This window comes from Novosphingobium fuchskuhlense (assembly GCF_001519075.1).
Classification (GTDB): Bacteria; Pseudomonadota; Alphaproteobacteria; order Sphingomonadales; family Sphingomonadaceae; genus Novosphingobium; species Novosphingobium fuchskuhlense.
This window is the reverse complement of the sequence record NZ_KQ954244.1, coordinates 1,314,920-1,331,568: the sequence shown is the minus strand read 5'-3', so window position 1 is coordinate 1,331,568 and position 16,649 is coordinate 1,314,920. Positions and strand designations below refer to the sequence as shown.

At 60.8% G+C, this 16,649-nt stretch carries 17 protein-coding genes, 1 tRNA gene and 1 pseudogene; 10 read left to right on the top strand and 9 right to left on the bottom strand.

The window, feature by feature from the left end; all coding sequences use genetic code 11:
• Positions 1 to 15 precede the first annotated feature (15 nt).
• Positions 16 to 1,248 carry a cytochrome P450 gene (locus tag AQZ52_RS06135; RefSeq protein ID WP_067907313.1) on the top strand — a complete coding sequence of 411 codons (1,233 nt, stop codon included), beginning with the start codon at positions 16 to 18 and terminating at the stop codon, positions 1,246 to 1,248.
• On the opposite strand, the gene AQZ52_RS06130 is transcribed toward AQZ52_RS06135, so the two are convergent.
• From AQZ52_RS06130 to AQZ52_RS06100, 7 genes are all read right to left on the bottom strand, one after another.
• Positions 1,249 to 2,880 (bottom strand): AMP-binding protein, encoded by a 1,632-nt coding sequence (locus AQZ52_RS06130; RefSeq protein ID WP_067907311.1) that lies wholly within the window; start codon positions 2,878 to 2,880, stop codon positions 1,249 to 1,251.
• Positions 2,873 to 3,547 (bottom strand): TetR/AcrR family transcriptional regulator, encoded by a 675-nt coding sequence (locus tag AQZ52_RS06125; protein WP_067907308.1) that lies wholly within the window; start codon positions 3,545 to 3,547, stop codon positions 2,873 to 2,875. Before AQZ52_RS06125 ends, AQZ52_RS06130 begins: the two co-directional genes overlap by 8 nt.
• A complete protein-coding gene (locus AQZ52_RS06120) occupies positions 3,547 to 4,722 on the bottom strand; it encodes an iron-containing alcohol dehydrogenase (protein WP_067907306.1) in 1,176 nt (391 codons plus the stop codon). The genes AQZ52_RS06125 and AQZ52_RS06120 overlap by 1 nt, the downstream gene beginning before the upstream one ends.
• 83 nt (positions 4,723 to 4,805) lie before the next feature.
• Complete coding sequence (bchJ, locus tag AQZ52_RS06115) at positions 4,806 to 5,390, bottom strand: bacteriochlorophyll 4-vinyl reductase (protein ID WP_067907304.1); 585 nt, start codon at positions 5,388 to 5,390, stop codon at positions 4,806 to 4,808.
• Positions 5,387 to 7,084 (bottom strand): magnesium-protoporphyrin IX monomethyl ester anaerobic oxidative cyclase, encoded by a 1,698-nt coding sequence (gene bchE, locus AQZ52_RS06110; protein ID WP_067907302.1) that lies wholly within the window; start codon positions 7,082 to 7,084, stop codon positions 5,387 to 5,389. Before bchE ends, bchJ begins: the two co-directional genes overlap by 4 nt.
• A gap of 77 nt (positions 7,085 to 7,161) precedes the next feature.
• Positions 7,162 to 7,782, bottom strand: coding sequence for a 2-hydroxychromene-2-carboxylate isomerase (locus tag AQZ52_RS06105; protein ID WP_067907300.1), 621 nt, complete (start codon positions 7,780 to 7,782; stop codon positions 7,162 to 7,164).
• On the bottom strand, positions 7,779 to 8,480 hold the full coding sequence (locus tag AQZ52_RS06100) for a glutathione binding-like protein (protein WP_067907298.1): 702 nt from the start codon (positions 8,478 to 8,480) through the stop codon (positions 7,779 to 7,781). The genes AQZ52_RS06105 and AQZ52_RS06100 overlap by 4 nt, the downstream gene beginning before the upstream one ends.
• Positions 8,481 to 8,618: 138 nt before the next feature.
• Between AQZ52_RS06100 and AQZ52_RS06095 the strand changes: the two genes are divergently transcribed.
• The 6 genes and pseudogenes from AQZ52_RS06095 to AQZ52_RS06070 all read left to right on the top strand — a co-directional run bounded on the left by AQZ52_RS06095 (position 8,619) and on the right by AQZ52_RS06070 (position 12,090).
• Positions 8,619 to 8,692 (top strand) — tRNA-Gly (locus tag AQZ52_RS06095).
• 198 nt (positions 8,693 to 8,890) lie between these two features.
• Positions 8,891 to 10,168, top strand: a complete 1,278-nt coding sequence (locus tag AQZ52_RS06090) for a tyrosine-type recombinase/integrase (protein ID WP_082697588.1) — start codon at positions 8,891 to 8,893, stop codon at positions 10,166 to 10,168.
• Complete coding sequence (locus tag AQZ52_RS06085) at positions 10,135 to 10,476, top strand: cupin domain-containing protein (RefSeq protein ID WP_067907296.1); 342 nt, start codon at positions 10,135 to 10,137, stop codon at positions 10,474 to 10,476. The genes AQZ52_RS06090 and AQZ52_RS06085 overlap by 34 nt, the downstream gene beginning before the upstream one ends.
• A gap of 235 nt (positions 10,477 to 10,711) precedes the next feature.
• Positions 10,712 to 10,867 (top strand): annotated as a pseudogene (locus AQZ52_RS06080) (IS5/IS1182 family transposase); the annotation flags it as partial.
• A 222-nt stretch (positions 10,868 to 11,089) separates the two neighbouring features.
• A complete protein-coding gene (locus AQZ52_RS06075; RefSeq protein WP_067907292.1) occupies positions 11,090 to 11,752 on the top strand; it encodes a GOLPH3/VPS74 family protein in 663 nt (220 codons plus the stop codon).
• Positions 11,753 to 11,766: 14 nt separating this feature from the next.
• Entirely contained in the window at positions 11,767 to 12,090 is a 324-nt protein-coding gene (locus AQZ52_RS06070; protein WP_082697587.1) for an STAS domain-containing protein, read from the top strand.
• Here the strand turns inward: AQZ52_RS06070 and AQZ52_RS18120 are convergent.
• Positions 12,087 to 12,545, bottom strand: coding sequence for an ATP-binding protein (locus AQZ52_RS18120; protein ID WP_082697586.1), 459 nt, complete (start codon positions 12,543 to 12,545; stop codon positions 12,087 to 12,089). The genes AQZ52_RS06070 and AQZ52_RS18120 overlap by 4 nt on opposite strands.
• 13 nt (positions 12,546 to 12,558) lie before the next feature.
• Positions 12,559 to 12,966 (bottom strand): STAS domain-containing protein, encoded by a 408-nt coding sequence (locus tag AQZ52_RS18115; protein ID WP_169793720.1) that lies wholly within the window; start codon positions 12,964 to 12,966, stop codon positions 12,559 to 12,561.
• A gap of 196 nt (positions 12,967 to 13,162) precedes the next feature.
• On the opposite strand from AQZ52_RS18115, the gene AQZ52_RS06065 reads away from it, so the two are divergent.
• The 3 genes from AQZ52_RS06065 to AQZ52_RS06055 are packed head-to-tail and all read left to right on the top strand — an operon-like array spanning position 13,163 to position 16,636.
• Entirely contained in the window at positions 13,163 to 14,377 is a 1,215-nt protein-coding gene (locus AQZ52_RS06065; protein ID WP_082697702.1) for a PP2C family protein-serine/threonine phosphatase, read from the top strand.
• A gap of 16 nt (positions 14,378 to 14,393) precedes the next feature.
• Positions 14,394 to 16,274, top strand: a complete 1,881-nt coding sequence (locus AQZ52_RS06060) for an ATP-binding protein (RefSeq protein WP_082697584.1) — start codon at positions 14,394 to 14,396, stop codon at positions 16,272 to 16,274.
• Entirely contained in the window at positions 16,271 to 16,636 is a 366-nt protein-coding gene (locus AQZ52_RS06055; RefSeq protein ID WP_067907284.1) for a response regulator, read from the top strand. The genes AQZ52_RS06060 and AQZ52_RS06055 overlap by 4 nt, the downstream gene beginning before the upstream one ends.
• The last annotated feature ends 13 nt before the right edge of the window (positions 16,637 to 16,649 follow it).

Genomic DNA, 16,649 nt, shown 5'->3' with positions numbered 1-16,649 from the left:
ATCGGAGACAAGGGGATGAGCGATGGGCTGCGGTTTGATCTGACGGATCCGCAGCTCAAGCGCGATCCCTACCCGATCTTCAAGGCGCTGCGCGATGCAGACCCGATGCATTTTTCCCCGCTCGGGTTCTGGATCGCGACGCGCTACGAGGACGTGCGGGCCATCCTCATGGACCGCACGAACTTTGGACAGGGCGATTTCCTCTCGAATATCCGCCTGTTCTATGGGCCGGACTTCGATGTCCTGTCGCATTCGGCCTATCGCTGGCTCTCCGAGATCTTTCTCTATCAGGACCCGCCGCGCCACACCCGCGTGCGGGGCCTTGTCACGCAGGCGCTCACCGCGCGGCGCGTGATGGAAATGCGCCCGCGCGTGCAGGCGGTGGCGGACCGGCTGCTCGACGCGGTGATGGACCAGCGCCGCATGGAAGTGATCCACGCGTTTGCCTATCGCTTCCCGACCCTCGTCATGTGCGACATGCTTGGCCTCTCGCCCGAGGAAGCCTCGGACGAGGTGCTCGTCGCGCTCAACCAGGCGATTGCCGACAGCTTCGTGGTCTTCGAGATGCGCGCGTTTTCGGATGCCGAGCTCGGCCTTGCCAACCGGCAGATGGATTTCCTGCTGGATTTCTTCGGATCGGTGATCGCGGATCGCCGCCGCGCCCCGCGCGATGATCTGGCGACCGCGCTGTGCAACGCGCGCGACGAGACCGGTCCGCTCAGCGACCACGAGATCGCCACTGTCGCCATCGGCCTCTTCGGTGCGGGGTTCGAGACGACCGCGCACATGATCGGCAACGGCCTGCTCAGCCTCGCCAAGTTTCCGGATCAGTGGGCGAAGCTGGTTGCGGACCCGGACCTCGCCGAAGCCGCGACCGAGGAAATCCTGCGCTACGAAAGCTCGCTCGTCGGCACCAACCGCACCGCCTTCCGCGATACGGAAGTGGGGGGCCAGCTGATCCGCGCCGGCGAACGCGTGCTGACCCTGGTGGCGGCCGCCAATCGCGATCCCGCCGTGTTCGAGGAGCCGGACCGCTTCGACGTGACCCGCAAGGGGCCGAAGCACCTTTCGTTCGGCGGCGGCATCCACTTCTGCGTGGGCGCCGAACTGGCGCGGCTGGAAGGCGAGATTGCCTTGAAGTCGCTCGTGACGCGCTTCCCGCAGCTGCAGATCGACGCGGCCAGCGCGCAGTGGCGGCGGGAAGGCTTCATGTTCCGCGGGCTGACGAAGCTGGACGTCAGCTGGTAGTCAGAGCCTTTCCTTTTTCAGCCGCATTCCCGCCTTCTCGCGGTCCCAGGTATCGGGCGTGATCCCCTCGGCGCGCAGTTCGGCCTTCATCACCTTGGCCGTCGGCGTCTTGGGCAGTTCGGGCAGCACGCGGATATAGCGCGGCACCATGAAGTAGGGCATGCGCGCGGCGAGGAACTCCGAAAGCGCGACCGGATCGATGGTCGCGCCCGGGACCGGGGCGATCACGGCCATCACCTCGTCTTCCGAATACTCGCTCGGCACGCCGATCACGGCCGCCTCGCGCACGTCGGGATGCGCGGTGACGTCGCTTTCCACCTCGAACGAGGAGATGTTTTCCCCGCGCCGGCGGATCGCGTCCTTCACCCGGTCGACGAAATAGAAATAGCCTTCCGCATCGCAGCGGAAAGCATCGCCGGTGTGGAACCAGCCATTGCGCCAAGCCTTCGCGGTCGCTTCCGGGTTCTTGTGATAGCCACTGTTCATCGCCCAGGGCCTGTCGGTGCGCACGATCATCTCGCCCACCGTGCCGATGGGCACTTCGCAATCGCTGCCATCGACCAGCCGCACGTCCACGCCGGGGCGGACCTTGCCGCAGGTGCCCAGCTTCACCGGATTGGCCTCCGATACGATGGGCGAGGAAATCTCGGTCATGTTGAAGATCGTGTAGACGTCGATCCCGAAGCGTTCATGGAACGGTCCCGCCGCTTCGGTCAGCGGCACCATGAAGGCTTTCTTCACGCCGTGCCCGGTATCTTCCGGCCCCGGTGGACGCTTGATCAGGAAGGTCGCCATCACGCCCAGCAGGAAGATCGTGGTGCAGCCGGTGCGCTTCACGAAGTCCCAGAACGTGTCGGTCGAGAAGTTCTCCATCAGCGCGATGGAGCCGCCGCGCGCCAGCATCACGAAGGGAATGCCCAGCCCCCCGATATGGAAGATCGGCATGTTGACGAGGAAGCGGTCCTCGCGCCCCACGAAGTGCCAGCTTTCGGGCCCCGCATTGGTGTAGAGGTGGAGGTAGGACGACAGCACGCCCTTGGAAGGGCCGGTGGTGCCCGAGGTGTAGATGATCGACTGTGTGTCCCACGGCTCGATGGGCCGGTCCAGCGGGGCGAGTTCGGCTTCCTCGCCGGTCACATCCTCGAACGCATGGACGGCAAAGCCCGCCGGCGCGGTGCCCTGGCCCAGCTGGACGATTGTGGTCACCGCCGCCGTATCCGCGCCTTCCAGCCGATCGAGCAGCCCGCCGTGGGCCACCAGCACCGTCGCATCCGAATTGGCCAGCACATGCTCGAGGATCGACCCGCGATAGGCGGTGTTGAACGGCACGAAAACGCCGCCGAGGTAGTTGATCGCATAGAACGTGATCAGCGCCTCGCGCCCGTTGGGCAGCCACACGGCGACGTGATCACCGCGCTTGACGCCCAGCCGGGCAAAGCCCGCCGCCTTGCTGACGACCAGCGCGCGCAGCTGCGCATAAGTCCACTGCCCGCCATCCTCGAACACGGCATAGACCGCGTCCGGCTGCGAGGCGGCAAAATCGTCGAGCAAATAGCGCAGCACGCACTTGCGCCGATCCAGCACGCGGGGATCGGTGTGCCCCTTGTCCTGAGCCGCCGGAGCCTCAGCCATGCTTGCCCCCTGCCGGCTGGACCATCTTCTGCACCATGGCGATCGCGTCCATCACCACTTCGGTCGCCGACCAGCGCCCGCCCTCGTGGTACCACAGCGCGATCCAGCTCAGCAGGCCCGAGACCCAGATCGCCGTGCGCGAGGGGTGCGCCACATCGAATTCGCCGCTGGCCTTGCCCTTCTCTAGCAGCGCGGCGAGCTTGGTGTCGAAGGCATGGCGCAGTTCGCGGATGCGGCGTGCGTCTTCGGGCAGCAGGCTCTTTTCCTCGCGCAGGTAGACGGTCACGTAGCGCTGGTTCGCGATGATGATCCGCGCCACCCGCTCGACCACGATCTTGAGCTGCTCGCTGGCCGTGCCTTCGACGGAGAGCGCCTCTTCCAGCGCGGTCAGCGAAAGCTGGATGCCCGTCTGGCAGATCTCGTAGAGCAGCTCGCCCTTGTTCTTGTAGTAGGAGTAGATGAACGGCTTCGTCACATTGAGCTGCTCGGCCACCGAATCCAGCGTCGTCGCCTCATAGCCGTTGGCGAAGAAGAAGTGGCTCGCTTCCTCGAGGATCCGCCGCCGCTTGTAGGCGGTGATTTCATCCTTGAGCTGGGCGGCGGCGCGCTTCTTCTTCGGCTTGTCCATGAGGTCCGCACTGTCGGTGGCAAGAGCAAGGGTGTGCATCAGCCCATCGCGGTCCGCAAGATTTCCATCACGTCTGCCGCCGTCTTGATCGGGCGGGGATTGGTGCGGCCCCAGATGTCCTCCAGCGTGTATTCGGAGACGAGCTGTAGCTGGTTTTCACTCACGCCCACCTCGCGCAGGCTGCGCGGCATGCCCAGCCCGCGGATGAGCTTGTCGAGCAGTTCCGAAGCCGGCTTCGAGGGATCGCCGAGGCAAGCGCTGATGCGCTTCTGCCGCTCGCCGTTCACGCTCGCGTTGAACGCCTGAACATAGGGCGACATCACGCAGCTGGTATGCCCGTGCGGCACATCGCAGGTGCCGCCCAGCACGTGGCCGATGGCGTGGCTCGCCCCCATCGGCACGCCGCCGATGATCGGGATCATCGATTGCCACGCGCCGATCTGGCACTTGAGCCGCGCGTCGAGATCGGCCGGGTCCGCCTTCACCGCCGGGAGCCCCGCCGCGAGCAGCCGCAGCGCGCTGTCGGCAATGCCGTCGCAGAAATCGTTGGAGAGGAACGAGGCGAGCGTCTCGGTCGCGTGATCCACAGCGCGCACGCCGGTCGAAAGCCACAGCCACTCGGGCGTGTGCACCGTGATCGCCGGATCGAGCACGACGCAAACCGGCACCATCTCGCGCTGGGTATAGGCCTGCTTGAGCTTGATCGCCTCGTCGGTCGCGCCCGAAAGCGGGTTGAACTCGCCGCCCGAAAGCGTCGTCGGCACGCAGATCGCGCGCACGTCCGGCCCGGCGAATTCGGGGATCACCATCGCGCCGGTATCGTCCACGCGGACGCGGTAATCGTCGAAGCCTTCGATGGTGGTGATGTTGTGCTTGAGGCAGATCAGCAGGATCTTGCCCGCATCGGTCACCGAACCGCCGCCCACGGTAACGACCAGATCGGCGCCTGCCGCCCGCGCGGCATTGGCGGCCGCCAGCACGTCGCTGCGCGGCGCGTGGGGCTGGATGCCATCGTGCGTCGCGGCGTGCCGCGCGCCCAGCGCGGCCTCGATGCGGCGGATCTCGTCGGTCTGGCGGTTGAGGTAGCTGCTGGCGAGAATGAAAACGCGGGCAGCGCCGCGCGCCGCGGCTTCCTGCGCCACGGCTTCGGCGGCCGGAACGCCCAATGTGACGCGTTCGGTTGCCGTGAGCATGACCTGTGAGGCTGTTACCATCGCTGCTCTCCCATGATTGCTTTGTTTATACTGCAGGGTAGCAATTATGGAATGCCGGTCAACAGACGAATATCAGTCGCGGATCAGGGCCACCCGATCCTGAAGGTGCAGACCTCATCGCCGCGCGCGCAGCAGTGATCATGGCGCACAAGCACGTGAGGGCTGACCAGTTCCCGGAACAGCCGCGTGAAGACGCCCCGGTGCCACGGGCAGTCCGGCATGGCGATGGGATTGTCTGCGATGGCGATCACCACCGCACCGCGCTCCTGCCGCGCCGAAAACGCGCCCGACCCTGCAAAGGTCCAGGCATGCGCGCGGATAGCCCGCAGCAGCAGCCGCGCCGCAAGCGCCGCCGGCAAACGGCGGAGCAGCCACTGCGCAGGTTTCGGGATGCGGTTTGCCAGCAGATACCTCGCCGTCCGCTCCCCCGCTTCCCACGACAGCTCGTCCCAATCGCCCGCGCGCTGCGCCTGCACGGCCCGGTGCAGAGCCGCCGCCTCGCGCTCGTCGGTCATCCGCTCGGGATCGGCGGCGAGGTATTTCGCCAGCCCTGCCGCTTGCAGCGCCCTCGCCCGCTCCTCCAGCCCGATCCGGTCGGCGAGGACATCGGCCAGCTGGATGATCGCGTTGGGGCCGACCTTTCCGGCCGGTAGTCCCACCGCGCTCATATATGCGCCCCGCTCCGTCCCGGCGCATCACCGCGCGTGGGCGCGCCATTGAATTCGTCGGCATCCTCGTCGGTCAGCTGCTGCGTCCCGCCCCCGCAGGCCTTGATGACGCCCCCTTTGACCTCTTTGGCTGCTTCATGGACCACCGCCTCACGCTTGAGCGCCTTGCGGCTCGTCTCCGCCGCCGCCTTCCAGTCCCCCGTCTCGGCGCGGTGGTTGGTGCGCGTCCGGTCGAACTTGAAATCGACGCCCTTCTTCGATTGCGGCCCCCAGTAGTTGACCCGGCCCAGATCATAGAACGTGCGCTGGAACCCGGCCTTGAGGAACGCCTTGAGGCACCCCAGCAGGTACTTACGCCGATACCCCGTCCCCTGCCACGGATAGGAGAACAGCGCCTTCCTCATGTAAAACCGGCGATAGTTGTTCATCACCCGGTCGAGCAGCTCGGCCCGGTCCATCGCCGCCGGCTTGATGATCGGGGTCACGAAATTGTACTTGTCGAAATCGTGGATCTCGACCTTGTCGCCCAGTTCCTCGAACAGGTTGGAAAACGGCCACGGCGTATACATCGACCAGTTCGCAAGGTCCGGCTTCCAGTCCATCGCCATGCGGTAGGTCTCTTCCAGGGTCTCCGCCGTCTCGTTCTCCAGCCCCACGATGAACTGCGCCTCGACGAGAATGTCCGCCTCGCGCAGCAGGCGGATCGCCTTCTTGTTCTGCTCGACCGTGGTTTCCTTGTTGAACAGATCGAGCTTGAGCTGCGCCGCCGCCTCGGTGCCCAGCGAGACGTGGACGAGCCCCGCGCGGCGATAGAGCGCGAGGTATTCCTCGTCGCGCAGAATATCGGTGACGCGAGTATTGATCCCCCACTGGATCTTCTCCGGCAGGCCCCGCGCGATCAGCTCTTCACAAAAGGCGATGAACTTCTTGCGGTTGATCGTGGGTTCCTCGTCGGCAAGGATGAAGAAGCCCACCTCATGATCGTTCACGAGGGTCTCGATCTCGTCGACCACCGCCTTGGGATCGCGGATGCGGTAATCCCGCCAGAACTTCCACTGCGAGCAGAACGAGCAGGTGAACGGGCAGCCGCGCGCCATGTTGGGAATGGCGACCCGCTTGCCGAGCGGGATGTAGATATACTTGCCCCACTCCAGAATGCCCCAGTCGGGCTTGATCTTCTCAAGGTCCTTCACCGTCGGCGCGGCCTTGGTGGCGATGATGTCGTGCCCGTCGAGAAACGCCAGCCCCTCGATGTCATGGCGCGCCAGCGGCCAGCGCCCGTCGTCGATGGCGCGTACGAGGTCGAGGAGGATTTCCTCCCCCTCACCGCGCACGATCACATCGATCCACGGTGCCTCGGTCAGCACCTGCTTGAACATGAAGGTCGCGTGGACGCCGCCCAGCATCGTGATGATCGCGGGCGAGACCTTCTTCGCGATCTTCAGCGTTTCCTCGGCCTTGTAGATCGAGGGCGTAATCGCGGTCGTGCCCACCACATCGGGCTTCAGCTCGCGTATGCGCGCCTCGAGGGCGGCATCATCGACATGATCGGTCATCGCATCGATGAAATGGACGTCGTCGTAGCCCGCCCCGCGCAAGGCCCCCGCGAGATAGGCCGCCCACGCCGGCGGCCAGTTCCCTGCAATCTCCGCGCCGCCGGAATGGTAATTCGGATGAACGAGAAGAATGCGCATGACCTGTCACTCCCGCTGGACAGATCAAGTCTCCATGGTTTTGGACACTGGATCATTGATCCAGCGCAACTGGCGCTTCAGCCCGCTTCCACCATATCGATGCGCTGCATCACCAGCGGCAACTGGTCGTTCCCGAAATACAGGAAGGCCCCGTCGACAATGATCGTCGGCGAGCCGAAGGCCCCGCGCGCGATCGCCTCCTCGGTGTTCGCACGCAGTCGGGCTTTCACATCATCGCTCCCCGAAGCGGCCCGCAGCGTCGCGCCATCGAGCCCGCAGGCATTGGCGATATCCTCGAGCACATCGGGATCATCGATATTGCGCGCGTCCCCGAAATAGGTCTCGAACGCCACCTCGCTGAAGGTGAGCAGGTCTTCCGGCCGGTCCTCCAGCGCGCAGCAGAAGCGCATCGCGTTGACCGACTTCACCGGATGGAACTCCGAAGGGAAATTCATGCGCAGCCCCGCCAGCCGCGCCCATTCCTTGAGCCACGTGAAGCTCAGGCGGAACTTTGGGTTGTCCGGATTGGCGCGGCTTTCATAGACGCTCTGGTTCACCGCATTGAACACGCCGCCGACCAGAAACGGCCGCCAGGTCACCGCCACATCGCGCCCCGCGATCCCGGTACGGAAGTTGTGAAACGCCAGCCGCGTCCACGGCGAGGAGAGGTCATAGAAAAACTCGACGCGCACGCTCATTTGGCTTCCCCATCCTTGATCCCGAACAGCACCCGCCGCGCTTCGGCATCGTCTTGCGGCCGCTTGTTGATCCGCTCGCGCCCCACCGCCATTCCGCGCCGCAGGCCGGGCCGCTCCTTCAGCCGGTCGTACCACGCTTTCAGCGCCGGGAACGCCTCCAGCGGTATCCCTTGCGCTTTCCAGGTCTGGATCCACGGGAAGCAGGCCATGTCGGCAATCGAATAGTCCGCCCCTGCCACGTGTTCATGGCGCGCCAGCTGCTTGTCGAGCACGCCGTAGAGCCGCAGCGCTTCCGCCCGGTAGCGCTCGGTCGCATAGGTGATCCGATCGGGCGCATAGAGCCGGAAATGCCCATGCTGCCCCAGCATCGGCCCGAGGCCACCGACCTGCCAGAACAGCCATTCCAGCACCGCCTTGCGCCCGCGCATGTCCGCTGGAAGAAATTGCCCCGTCTTCTCCGCCAGATAGACGAGGATCGCCCCCGTCTCGAACACCGGCACCGGCTCGCCTCCGTCGGCCGGCGCATGATCGATGACGGCCGGAATGCGGTTGTTGGGGCTCACGGCGAGAAACGCGGGCGCGAACTGTTCGCCCTTGCCGAGGTTGATCCACTTCACCTCGTACGGCAGGCCGCATTCCTCGAGCATGATGGAAACCTTCCATCCGTTCGGCGTCGGCGCGCTCAACAGCTCGATCATCACCCCTCTCCTCGGCGGGCAGACATTCCATGCCGCCTCGCGACATGCAACGCCGCATCCACGCGAAAGGGGCTTGAAGCGCGCCCGCGATCCCGCCATATGCCGCGTTCGCCGCAGGCCATGGCCAATGTCGCCCGGGCGGGTGTAGCTCAATGGTAGAGCAGCAGCTTCCCAAGCTGAATACGAGGGTTCGATTCCCTTCACCCGCTCCACCTTTCCGTCCACCGGCATCCATCGACATCGCCCACAACCCGCAGAAATCAGCGGTATTTTTGCGTTCATCGGGTCGCTGAGCGCCATCGTTTTCTGCCTGCTTCCAGCCCATTTGGGGGCCTCGGCGAAAACAAGGCCCCCAGCGTCAAGGTGGAAGGCCCCCAGGTTGGGGGGCCCCGGATCGAGGACGTGACGCAATGCCGCCTTCAGACGCTGCGGTTCGCAATGCCAAGCCGGGAGCCAAGCCTTACAAGATGGGCGACAGCGGCGGGCTCGATCTTCAGGTCCAGCCGAACGGGAGCAAACTCTGGCGGCACAAGTACCGCCACCTCGGGATCGAGAAGAAGCTCTCGATCGGACCCTATCCCGAAATCAGCCTGAGCGAGGCGCGTCGCCGGCGCGACACGGCGCGCGAGCAGCTCTACGCCGGGCTCGATCCTTCGCGCGAGAAGGTGAAGACACGCCAGCACGCCGAAGCGGTGGCTGGCTGCACCTTCACGCTGGTCGCAGAGGAATACTGCGCAAAGCGCGAGCGTGACGGCTCGGGCGCCTGGGCCCCTGCAACGGCTGCGCGATGCGAGTATCTGCTGAGCCTGCTCGATGGCTCGATCGGCAAACTCCCGATTGCCGATATCGCCCCGATCGACGTGCTGGAGGCTGTCCGCCGGATCGAGCGCAAGGGCAATCTCGAAAGCGCGCGCAGGACACTTCAGCTGGCAGGTGCTGTCTTCCGGTACGGTGTCGCAACTGCGCGGATCACATCCGATCCGACGCGCGATCTGCGCGGCGCTCTGCTGACGCCAAAGGTCACGCACTATGGCGCCATCACTGAGCCCGAAAAGGTTGGCGAGCTCCTGCGCGCCATCGACACCTACGAGGGGTTTGGCATCACCAAGCAGGCCCTGCTACTGGCGGCCCATGTCTTCGTCCGGCCCGGCGAGCTGCGCCATGCCATGTGGAGCGAGATCGATCTCGATGAATGTGTCTGGACGATCCCGGCCGAGAAGATGAAGATGCGCAAACCACATCACGTGCCGCTGTCCCGGCAGGTCGTCGAACTGCTCAGGGATCTGCGATACGTGACCGGCCCCAATGGCTTTGTCTTCCCCTCGGTCCGCACCCGCGCGCGGCCGATGAGCGAGAACACGCTCAATGGCGGGCTGCGCCGGCTTGGTTACACCACCCACGAAATGACCGGCCACGGCTTCCGCGCGATGGCGAGCACCTTGCTCAACGAATCGGGCATATGGTCGTCGGATGCCATCGAGCGCGCCCTGGCGCATGGTGACAAGGACACCCGGCCACCTCCTTTAGCAACGGCATATCGACCTGTTCAGGATAGGCTCAATCAACGGCACCATCCCCAAACCGTTGCCAAAACCTTTGCCGGACTACACATGACACCGCCACGGTTCAAGCGTGGCAAAGCAAGGCTAGTTAGATGGACCAGAGCGCATTCCGGCACGGCAGATTGACGGATCAGCTACCTGCCAACACGGAAACCGAAGAGTTCCTGCCGCTGGTGACGAATGGAACCGGCCGTGTGGAACGGATTGTGTCTGCTGGGCAGATCACTCCACCAGGTTTCTGGTACGATCAGGAGGAAGATGAGTTCGTGCTGTTGGTGGCTGGGGGTGCCATCCTGACCATCGACGGGCGCGAGCAACCGGTGGAGCTCAAACCCGGTGATTGGATCAGCCTGCCAGCACATTGTCGCCATCGGGTTGAATGGACTTCGGCTGATCCCATCACGATATGGCTAGCTGTGTTTACAAAGCCTTGAGGCAGGATCGGGGCGCAGCGCAAGTATCTCATCTTCCGGGCCGCAATATGTCAGGCCATTTCGCCTGCGATCCAACCCGATCCATAGGCGCTGTTTGTGCGCGACCTGAGCGCTGGCGCAGCCGGGTGCAGCAAAGACCACGTCCAGCGGATCGGTAACGTCAGCAGCCTTCATGGTGGTGCACATCCTCCAGGCGATGGCTCAGCGCAAGAAGTCTGCGAGAACGGTCGACCGGCACCGCGAAAAAGACCTCATCGAGATCTTCTCTTCCAAGCTGATGCCCTTCCGCAAGATCGCAACGCGCAAACACAGGCTGGCTGAAAACTTCCTCACAATGCCCCAACTCCGCTCGATGCGCCTTTGGCTCCGCGCATATGAATCTACGGCCTAATGCTGGGACTGACTGTTGCTCGCAGCTCGCAGCCACGATCGCTTGGCTATTCTGCCCAGGATAAGTCGGCTCTGCAGCAGCTCGGCGGGCATCTCGATGCCAAGTCTGACCACAGTTTTCAGACCTTTTCGGCCATGAATTGTCATGCTAAACAATTGAATTGAAATAATTACCTAAACATTTTTACCTATAAAGACAAACCGCAGCAGAAGGCGATCGTTGATGTCCGAAAATTTGACGCTCTGCGAAGAGATTATTCTACTGACAATTAGTGATGAGGGAAAACTTCTCAGGGAGCCCTCCGGGCTGGCTGCAAAATCTGCAGTCGCTGGTGCGTGCCTGATTGACCTCGCACTCCTGAACCGGATCGACAATGATCTCCAGCACTTCTTCGTGATTGACCAGGCGCCAACCAATGAGGGCCATCTTGATCTGGCCTTGGCGAGCCTTGCGCAGAGTGGTCAGAAACACACACTTGACAGTGCGGTATCCTGCGTTCTCCAGATCGCAGAGGAACTATACGAGTTAGCCTTCAAGCGCTTGATCAATCGCGGGATCATCGAACCCAAAGATCAGGTTTTCCTCTGGGTCATCAAGTCGCGACGCTACCCACAAACAGACGACGCGGCGCAGAATGCAACCAAGCAGAAGATACTCGACGCCCTGTTGAGCAAGAGCATTCCCACTCCCAGGGATGTTGCCCTGATTGCGCTTGCCTACGACTATAACATCCTCAAGCTGTTCATGGCAGACCGAGAAATTGAGCGCTTGATGGACCGCATCATTGATGTTGCAAGCCTCGATATCAGCTTGCAGGCGTTGCGCCGTATGAGTTTGGCCATTCAAGCCCAACTCGCTGCAGTCTACATCAGTCCCATAATGTAAGAGGCCAATTATTAATGATTCTCAGAATTGAAAATACCGGACCGGTAAATATCGCCATTCCAGATGCTCGCATTGACAGCATGACTGCAACTTCATTTCAGGAGCAGCTGGTCGAAATCATTGCCAAGTCGGATCATGTCGTCGTAGATTGCGCAACTGTCGACTATGTTTCGAGCGCAGGGCTGCGCGCCCTTCTGGTCGCCGCGAAGGCGGCGCAGTCGAAGGGTATGAAATTCGCCGTTTGCAGCCTGAAGCCCCACGTGAAAGAAATCTTCACGGTTAGCGGGTTCGACAAGATTGTGCGGATTGATCCTGATCGCGAAACAGCCTTGGTCTAATCGCACCCAACTGCCTTCTGCCCTCCAGCCCGGGGGGCAGGGGGACAAAAGGAGATGGCAAGAACATTCTGACCTTCAGCACAGTCATACCGCACCGACTGAGAGAGTTCACGGACCAGAAGGATACCCAGCCCACCGATCGGAGCGCCTTCTAGGGATGCTGGCGGTGCATGCTGCTCCTGCGCGAGAGGATTAAAAAGGGGGGCGTTGTCAGTAAAGCGCAATTCAACACGCCCTTCCTCGACGACTAGACCAATTTCAATCCAGCCGCCTGCAGCCGGATCGTCGCCAAACCCGTACTTGATCGTATTCGTCACGATTTCTTCGACACACAACTCTATTTTGAACGCAATGTCGGGAGAGATTGCTAAGGCCCCACCTTGCACCCCCAGCCATTCGTTGACGGCAGGAAACGCCCCATAGTCGGCAGAGAAGCGATGGTTGGTAGCAGTCATGACTGTTGCGCGACTAAGCCAACGAAGCCCGTGCTACATCAGTATTGCTTTCGATCGGTATGAGCTTGTCGAAACCAGAAACCCGCAAGACATTGGCCACGTCCGGCTGTGGGCTGGCCAGGACCAATTGACCACCTTTATTGGCAACTGATCGGGCAGTTGTAATAATTATCCGCAAGCCGAGCGAGGCAATAAAATCAACCTCAGACATATCAATAATTACTTTTCGATATCGACCTGATATCAAGCTCAGTGGCATGTCGATTTCCTGCACACCGGCTAGATCAAGTCGGCCTATCATCTTGATAACCGCGCCGTTGCAATCAAAATCCTCAACGGACATTTGCATCAAGCTACCCTCTCGAAAAAATAAAAACAAACCGCCCGAAGCAAAATCACAAAAATATTCAAACGGACGCAAATAATAATACGATCTGATAAAACATTACATGATTTCGCTACGAGGCGCCTAAGGTATAGCCGACCGTAGTGTTTGTTTCCAGACTTATCTGGCAAATGCACTGACTATTACTAAAGATATAATTATAACTCGCAATGGAAAATTTCCAAACAATCGCTACGAATTGAGGTTGGCGGCCTGGCTCGAGATACAAAACATGCAAGATTCTATTCATGCGCTTCCGTCCAACGAGTCCGCCCCCCCAGCACATCAGCGGCTTTCGCAGATCTGCGCTGCCGCCCGGGTTCTCATCGTTGACGACATTGAAGCAAATCGCACCCTCCTTCGTCGACGGCTGCGTCGGTTGGGAATTGAAGAGATTCTTGAGGCCGAAGATGGTGCATCAGGTCTTGCGCTGATCCGCGCGAGCAACATCGACCTTGTCCTACTCGATATCATGATGCCGGTTATGAACGGCTTCGAGGTCCTAGAAATTATTGCACGCGAGGGAATCCTCAGCGAGGTCCCGGTCATCATCATTTCCGCGTTAGATGAGATGGATGCCATCGTCCGTGGCATTGAGCTGGGAGCGGAGGATTTCCTTTTGAAGCCCTTCGAGCCGACGCTTTTGCGTGCCCGCGTTCTTGCAACGCTAGAGAAGCAGCACCTCAGGTCGCAGCAGCGCCAGGCTCTGGCTCAGGCCCAGATGGAATTGCTAGAAGCCCGCAGCCTCCAGATGGCCTTGGTGCCAAATGAATATACTGATCCGCAGATCGCGGTGAGGATAATTCTTGAGCCTGCCCGAGAGATCGGAGGCGACCTCGTCGATCACATACCCCTCGATGACGGCATACATCTGCTGGTTCTGGGGGACGTTTCGGGCAAGGGCGCCGGCGCCGCGCTGGTGATGGCAAGAACCCACGCTCTCATTCGCAGTTGTGCAGTGCTCGGTCAGGCCGATGGCAAGGCGTTGCAGCTCGAGAACATTGCGATGGCGGTCAACGCAGCGCTGTCCAAGGACAACGACAGCTGCACATTTGTCACGACTTTCTTCGCACTTTTCGACACAGGATCTGGAGAACTGTCCTATCTTCGCTGCGGCCATGTTCCGCCGTTTGTTAGGCGCAGGACCGGCGCGGTCGAGCGACTTGAGCTTGCTGGTGGACTGCCATTGGGGCTCGTCTCTGACACCATTTACCAGACAGCCAGCACCCGACTGGACCCGGGCGAAACTCTCCTGCTGATCAGTGATGGCGTGACCGAGGCAATATCCGCTCATGGTGAGTTTTTCGGGGAAGAGGACATCTTTCGCTGGCTCGGAGAGTGCCGGCACGACCTTGGCAATCTCGTCAAGCGCGTCAGAAACTTTGAAAACGGCATGCCTCCGACGGACGACCTGTCGGCACTGACCCTCACCAGACATAGCCACTGATCTAGGGAGTTGATGCGTGCCTGAAGAGACCTCTCCAGTTTCGCCGAATGTCGGCCGCCCGGACCGCGCGCGATTGCTCCTCGACAGCAGCCCGATTGCCGCGGTGATTACCAGCCTGAAGGGCAAGTTCCTTTTTGCTAATCGCCGCACGTATGAACTCATGGGCGTCACTCATGGTAGCGCATTGGAATCCGGGGCGGCGCTCTATGCCGATCCCGATCGCTTCGACGAGCTTGTCAAAAAATTCGCGCGGGATGGAAGCCTTCGAGAAGAGGAAGTTCAATATCTTCTCCCAAACGGCAGCAAGATCTGGTGCTTAGTTAACTGGCAGAACATCGAATACGATGGTCAGCGCGCAATGGTTGTTTGGAGCTATGATATAACTCATCAGAAATCGGTTGAGGCTGCACTTGAGCATGCTCGAGATCTTGCGGAGGAAGCAAGCAAAACAAAGGCCGACTTTTTAGCAAATATGAGCCATGAACTTCGCACTCCCCTTAATGCTATCATCGGTTACTCCCAGATTCTTCAGGAAGATTTTGAAGAAACCGGGCACTCCGATTATATTGAGGATCTCAAGCGCATTGAGTCGGCCGGAAAGCATCTTCTCGGCCTGATTAATGACGTTCTGGACCTAAGCAAGATCGACTCCGGCCGAATGGATCTCTATCTGGAAGCCGTCGTCGTCTCGCGCCTGATGGACGAAGTTTTCTCCCTGACGAAACCATTGGCCACGACGCGATCGAACCGATTGACCTTCTCGGTACCTGACAATCTTCCGATCCTCCACACGGACTTCGTGAAGTTGAAGCAATGCTTGCTCAACCTCGTCAGCAATGCGTGCAAGTTTACGGACGGGGGGGATATCGCGGTCCGGGCCTGGGCTGCTGATGACGAGATCTTCTTTGACGTTACCGACACTGGGATCGGCATGACGCAGGCCCAAACAGAAAAGCTGTTCCAGCCCTTCACGCAGGCCGACCCCAGCACGACCCGGCAATTTGGCGGAACGGGCCTCGGCCTTGCGATCACCCAACGACTGTGTCGGCATATGGGGGGCGATGTTTCGCTCGAAAGCTCACCGGGTGTCGGCAGCACATTTACAATCAGGCTTCCCGTCAAGTTGGAGGCCGTCACCTCGCCAAGCCAACCTCAGATGCCGACAATCAATAGTTCTAAGACGGGCGCACGCATTCTCCTCGTCGACGATGATCCCCAAATTCACCATTTGATCGGCACAATGCTCGAGCGCGAGGGTTATCAGGTCGAGCATGCGCACAGCGGCGAAGCCGCGCTTCTCAAAGCTGAAGAATTGCGGCCGGCAGTGATCCTTCTCGACATCATGATGCCGAAGATGGATGGCTGGACGGTTCTCGGCAAGCTGAAGGAAAGCGACACCCTGAAACTGATCCCAGTCGTCGTCGTCAGTCTGCTGGATGAGCGCCCCCTCAGCCTGTCTCTTGGCGCTGATGAGGTGATGTCCAAGCCTGTCGATCGGTCCCAGCTGATCGCAGTGGTGCGAAACTATGTTGGAAGCTCATCCGCAAGGATCCTGATCGTACACGAAAACGAGGACGATCAACCCTTCCTTTCGTCAACGCTGAGTGCGCATGGTTATGATGTCATCGAGGCGACAGGAAACATAGAAGCCCTCAGTGTGCTTGCCACGCCGCCGACACCATCTGTCATGCTGGTTAGTCAGCATGACGCGTTCGACATACTCGAGCAAACTCGCGATCATCCGGCATTTGCGGATCTAAGGATCATCATTCGTGCGTCGGGAGAATTGAGCATGGCGGAGGCCGCATTTCTAAAGGAAAGAGGTGCCGTCGTTCTCCCGCCAGGGATCGCCCCCCAATCTGCTCTGCTCAAGGCATTGGAGACCCTGAAGCTATGAGCAATCGGATCTTGCTCGTCGAGGACAATGCCGAAAACCGCGACATGTTGAGCCGAAGGTTGATCCGACGGGGGTTCGAGATCGCATTTGCGGCAGATGGCCAAGCGGCGGTGGATATCAGCAAGTCCGAACTACCGGACCTGATCTTGATGGACCTCAGCCTCCCTGTCCTTGATGGTTGGCAGGCCATATCCATTATCAAGCAGGGGCCCGATACACGGTCAATTCCGATCATTGCATTGACCGCGCACGCAATGAGCGGTGATCGGGAAAAGGCACTCGCTGCGGGAGCCGACGATTATGACACCAAGCCGGTCGATATTGATCGACTGCTGGCAAAGATCAGGTCGCTACTCGAATGAACTGATCCCAGTC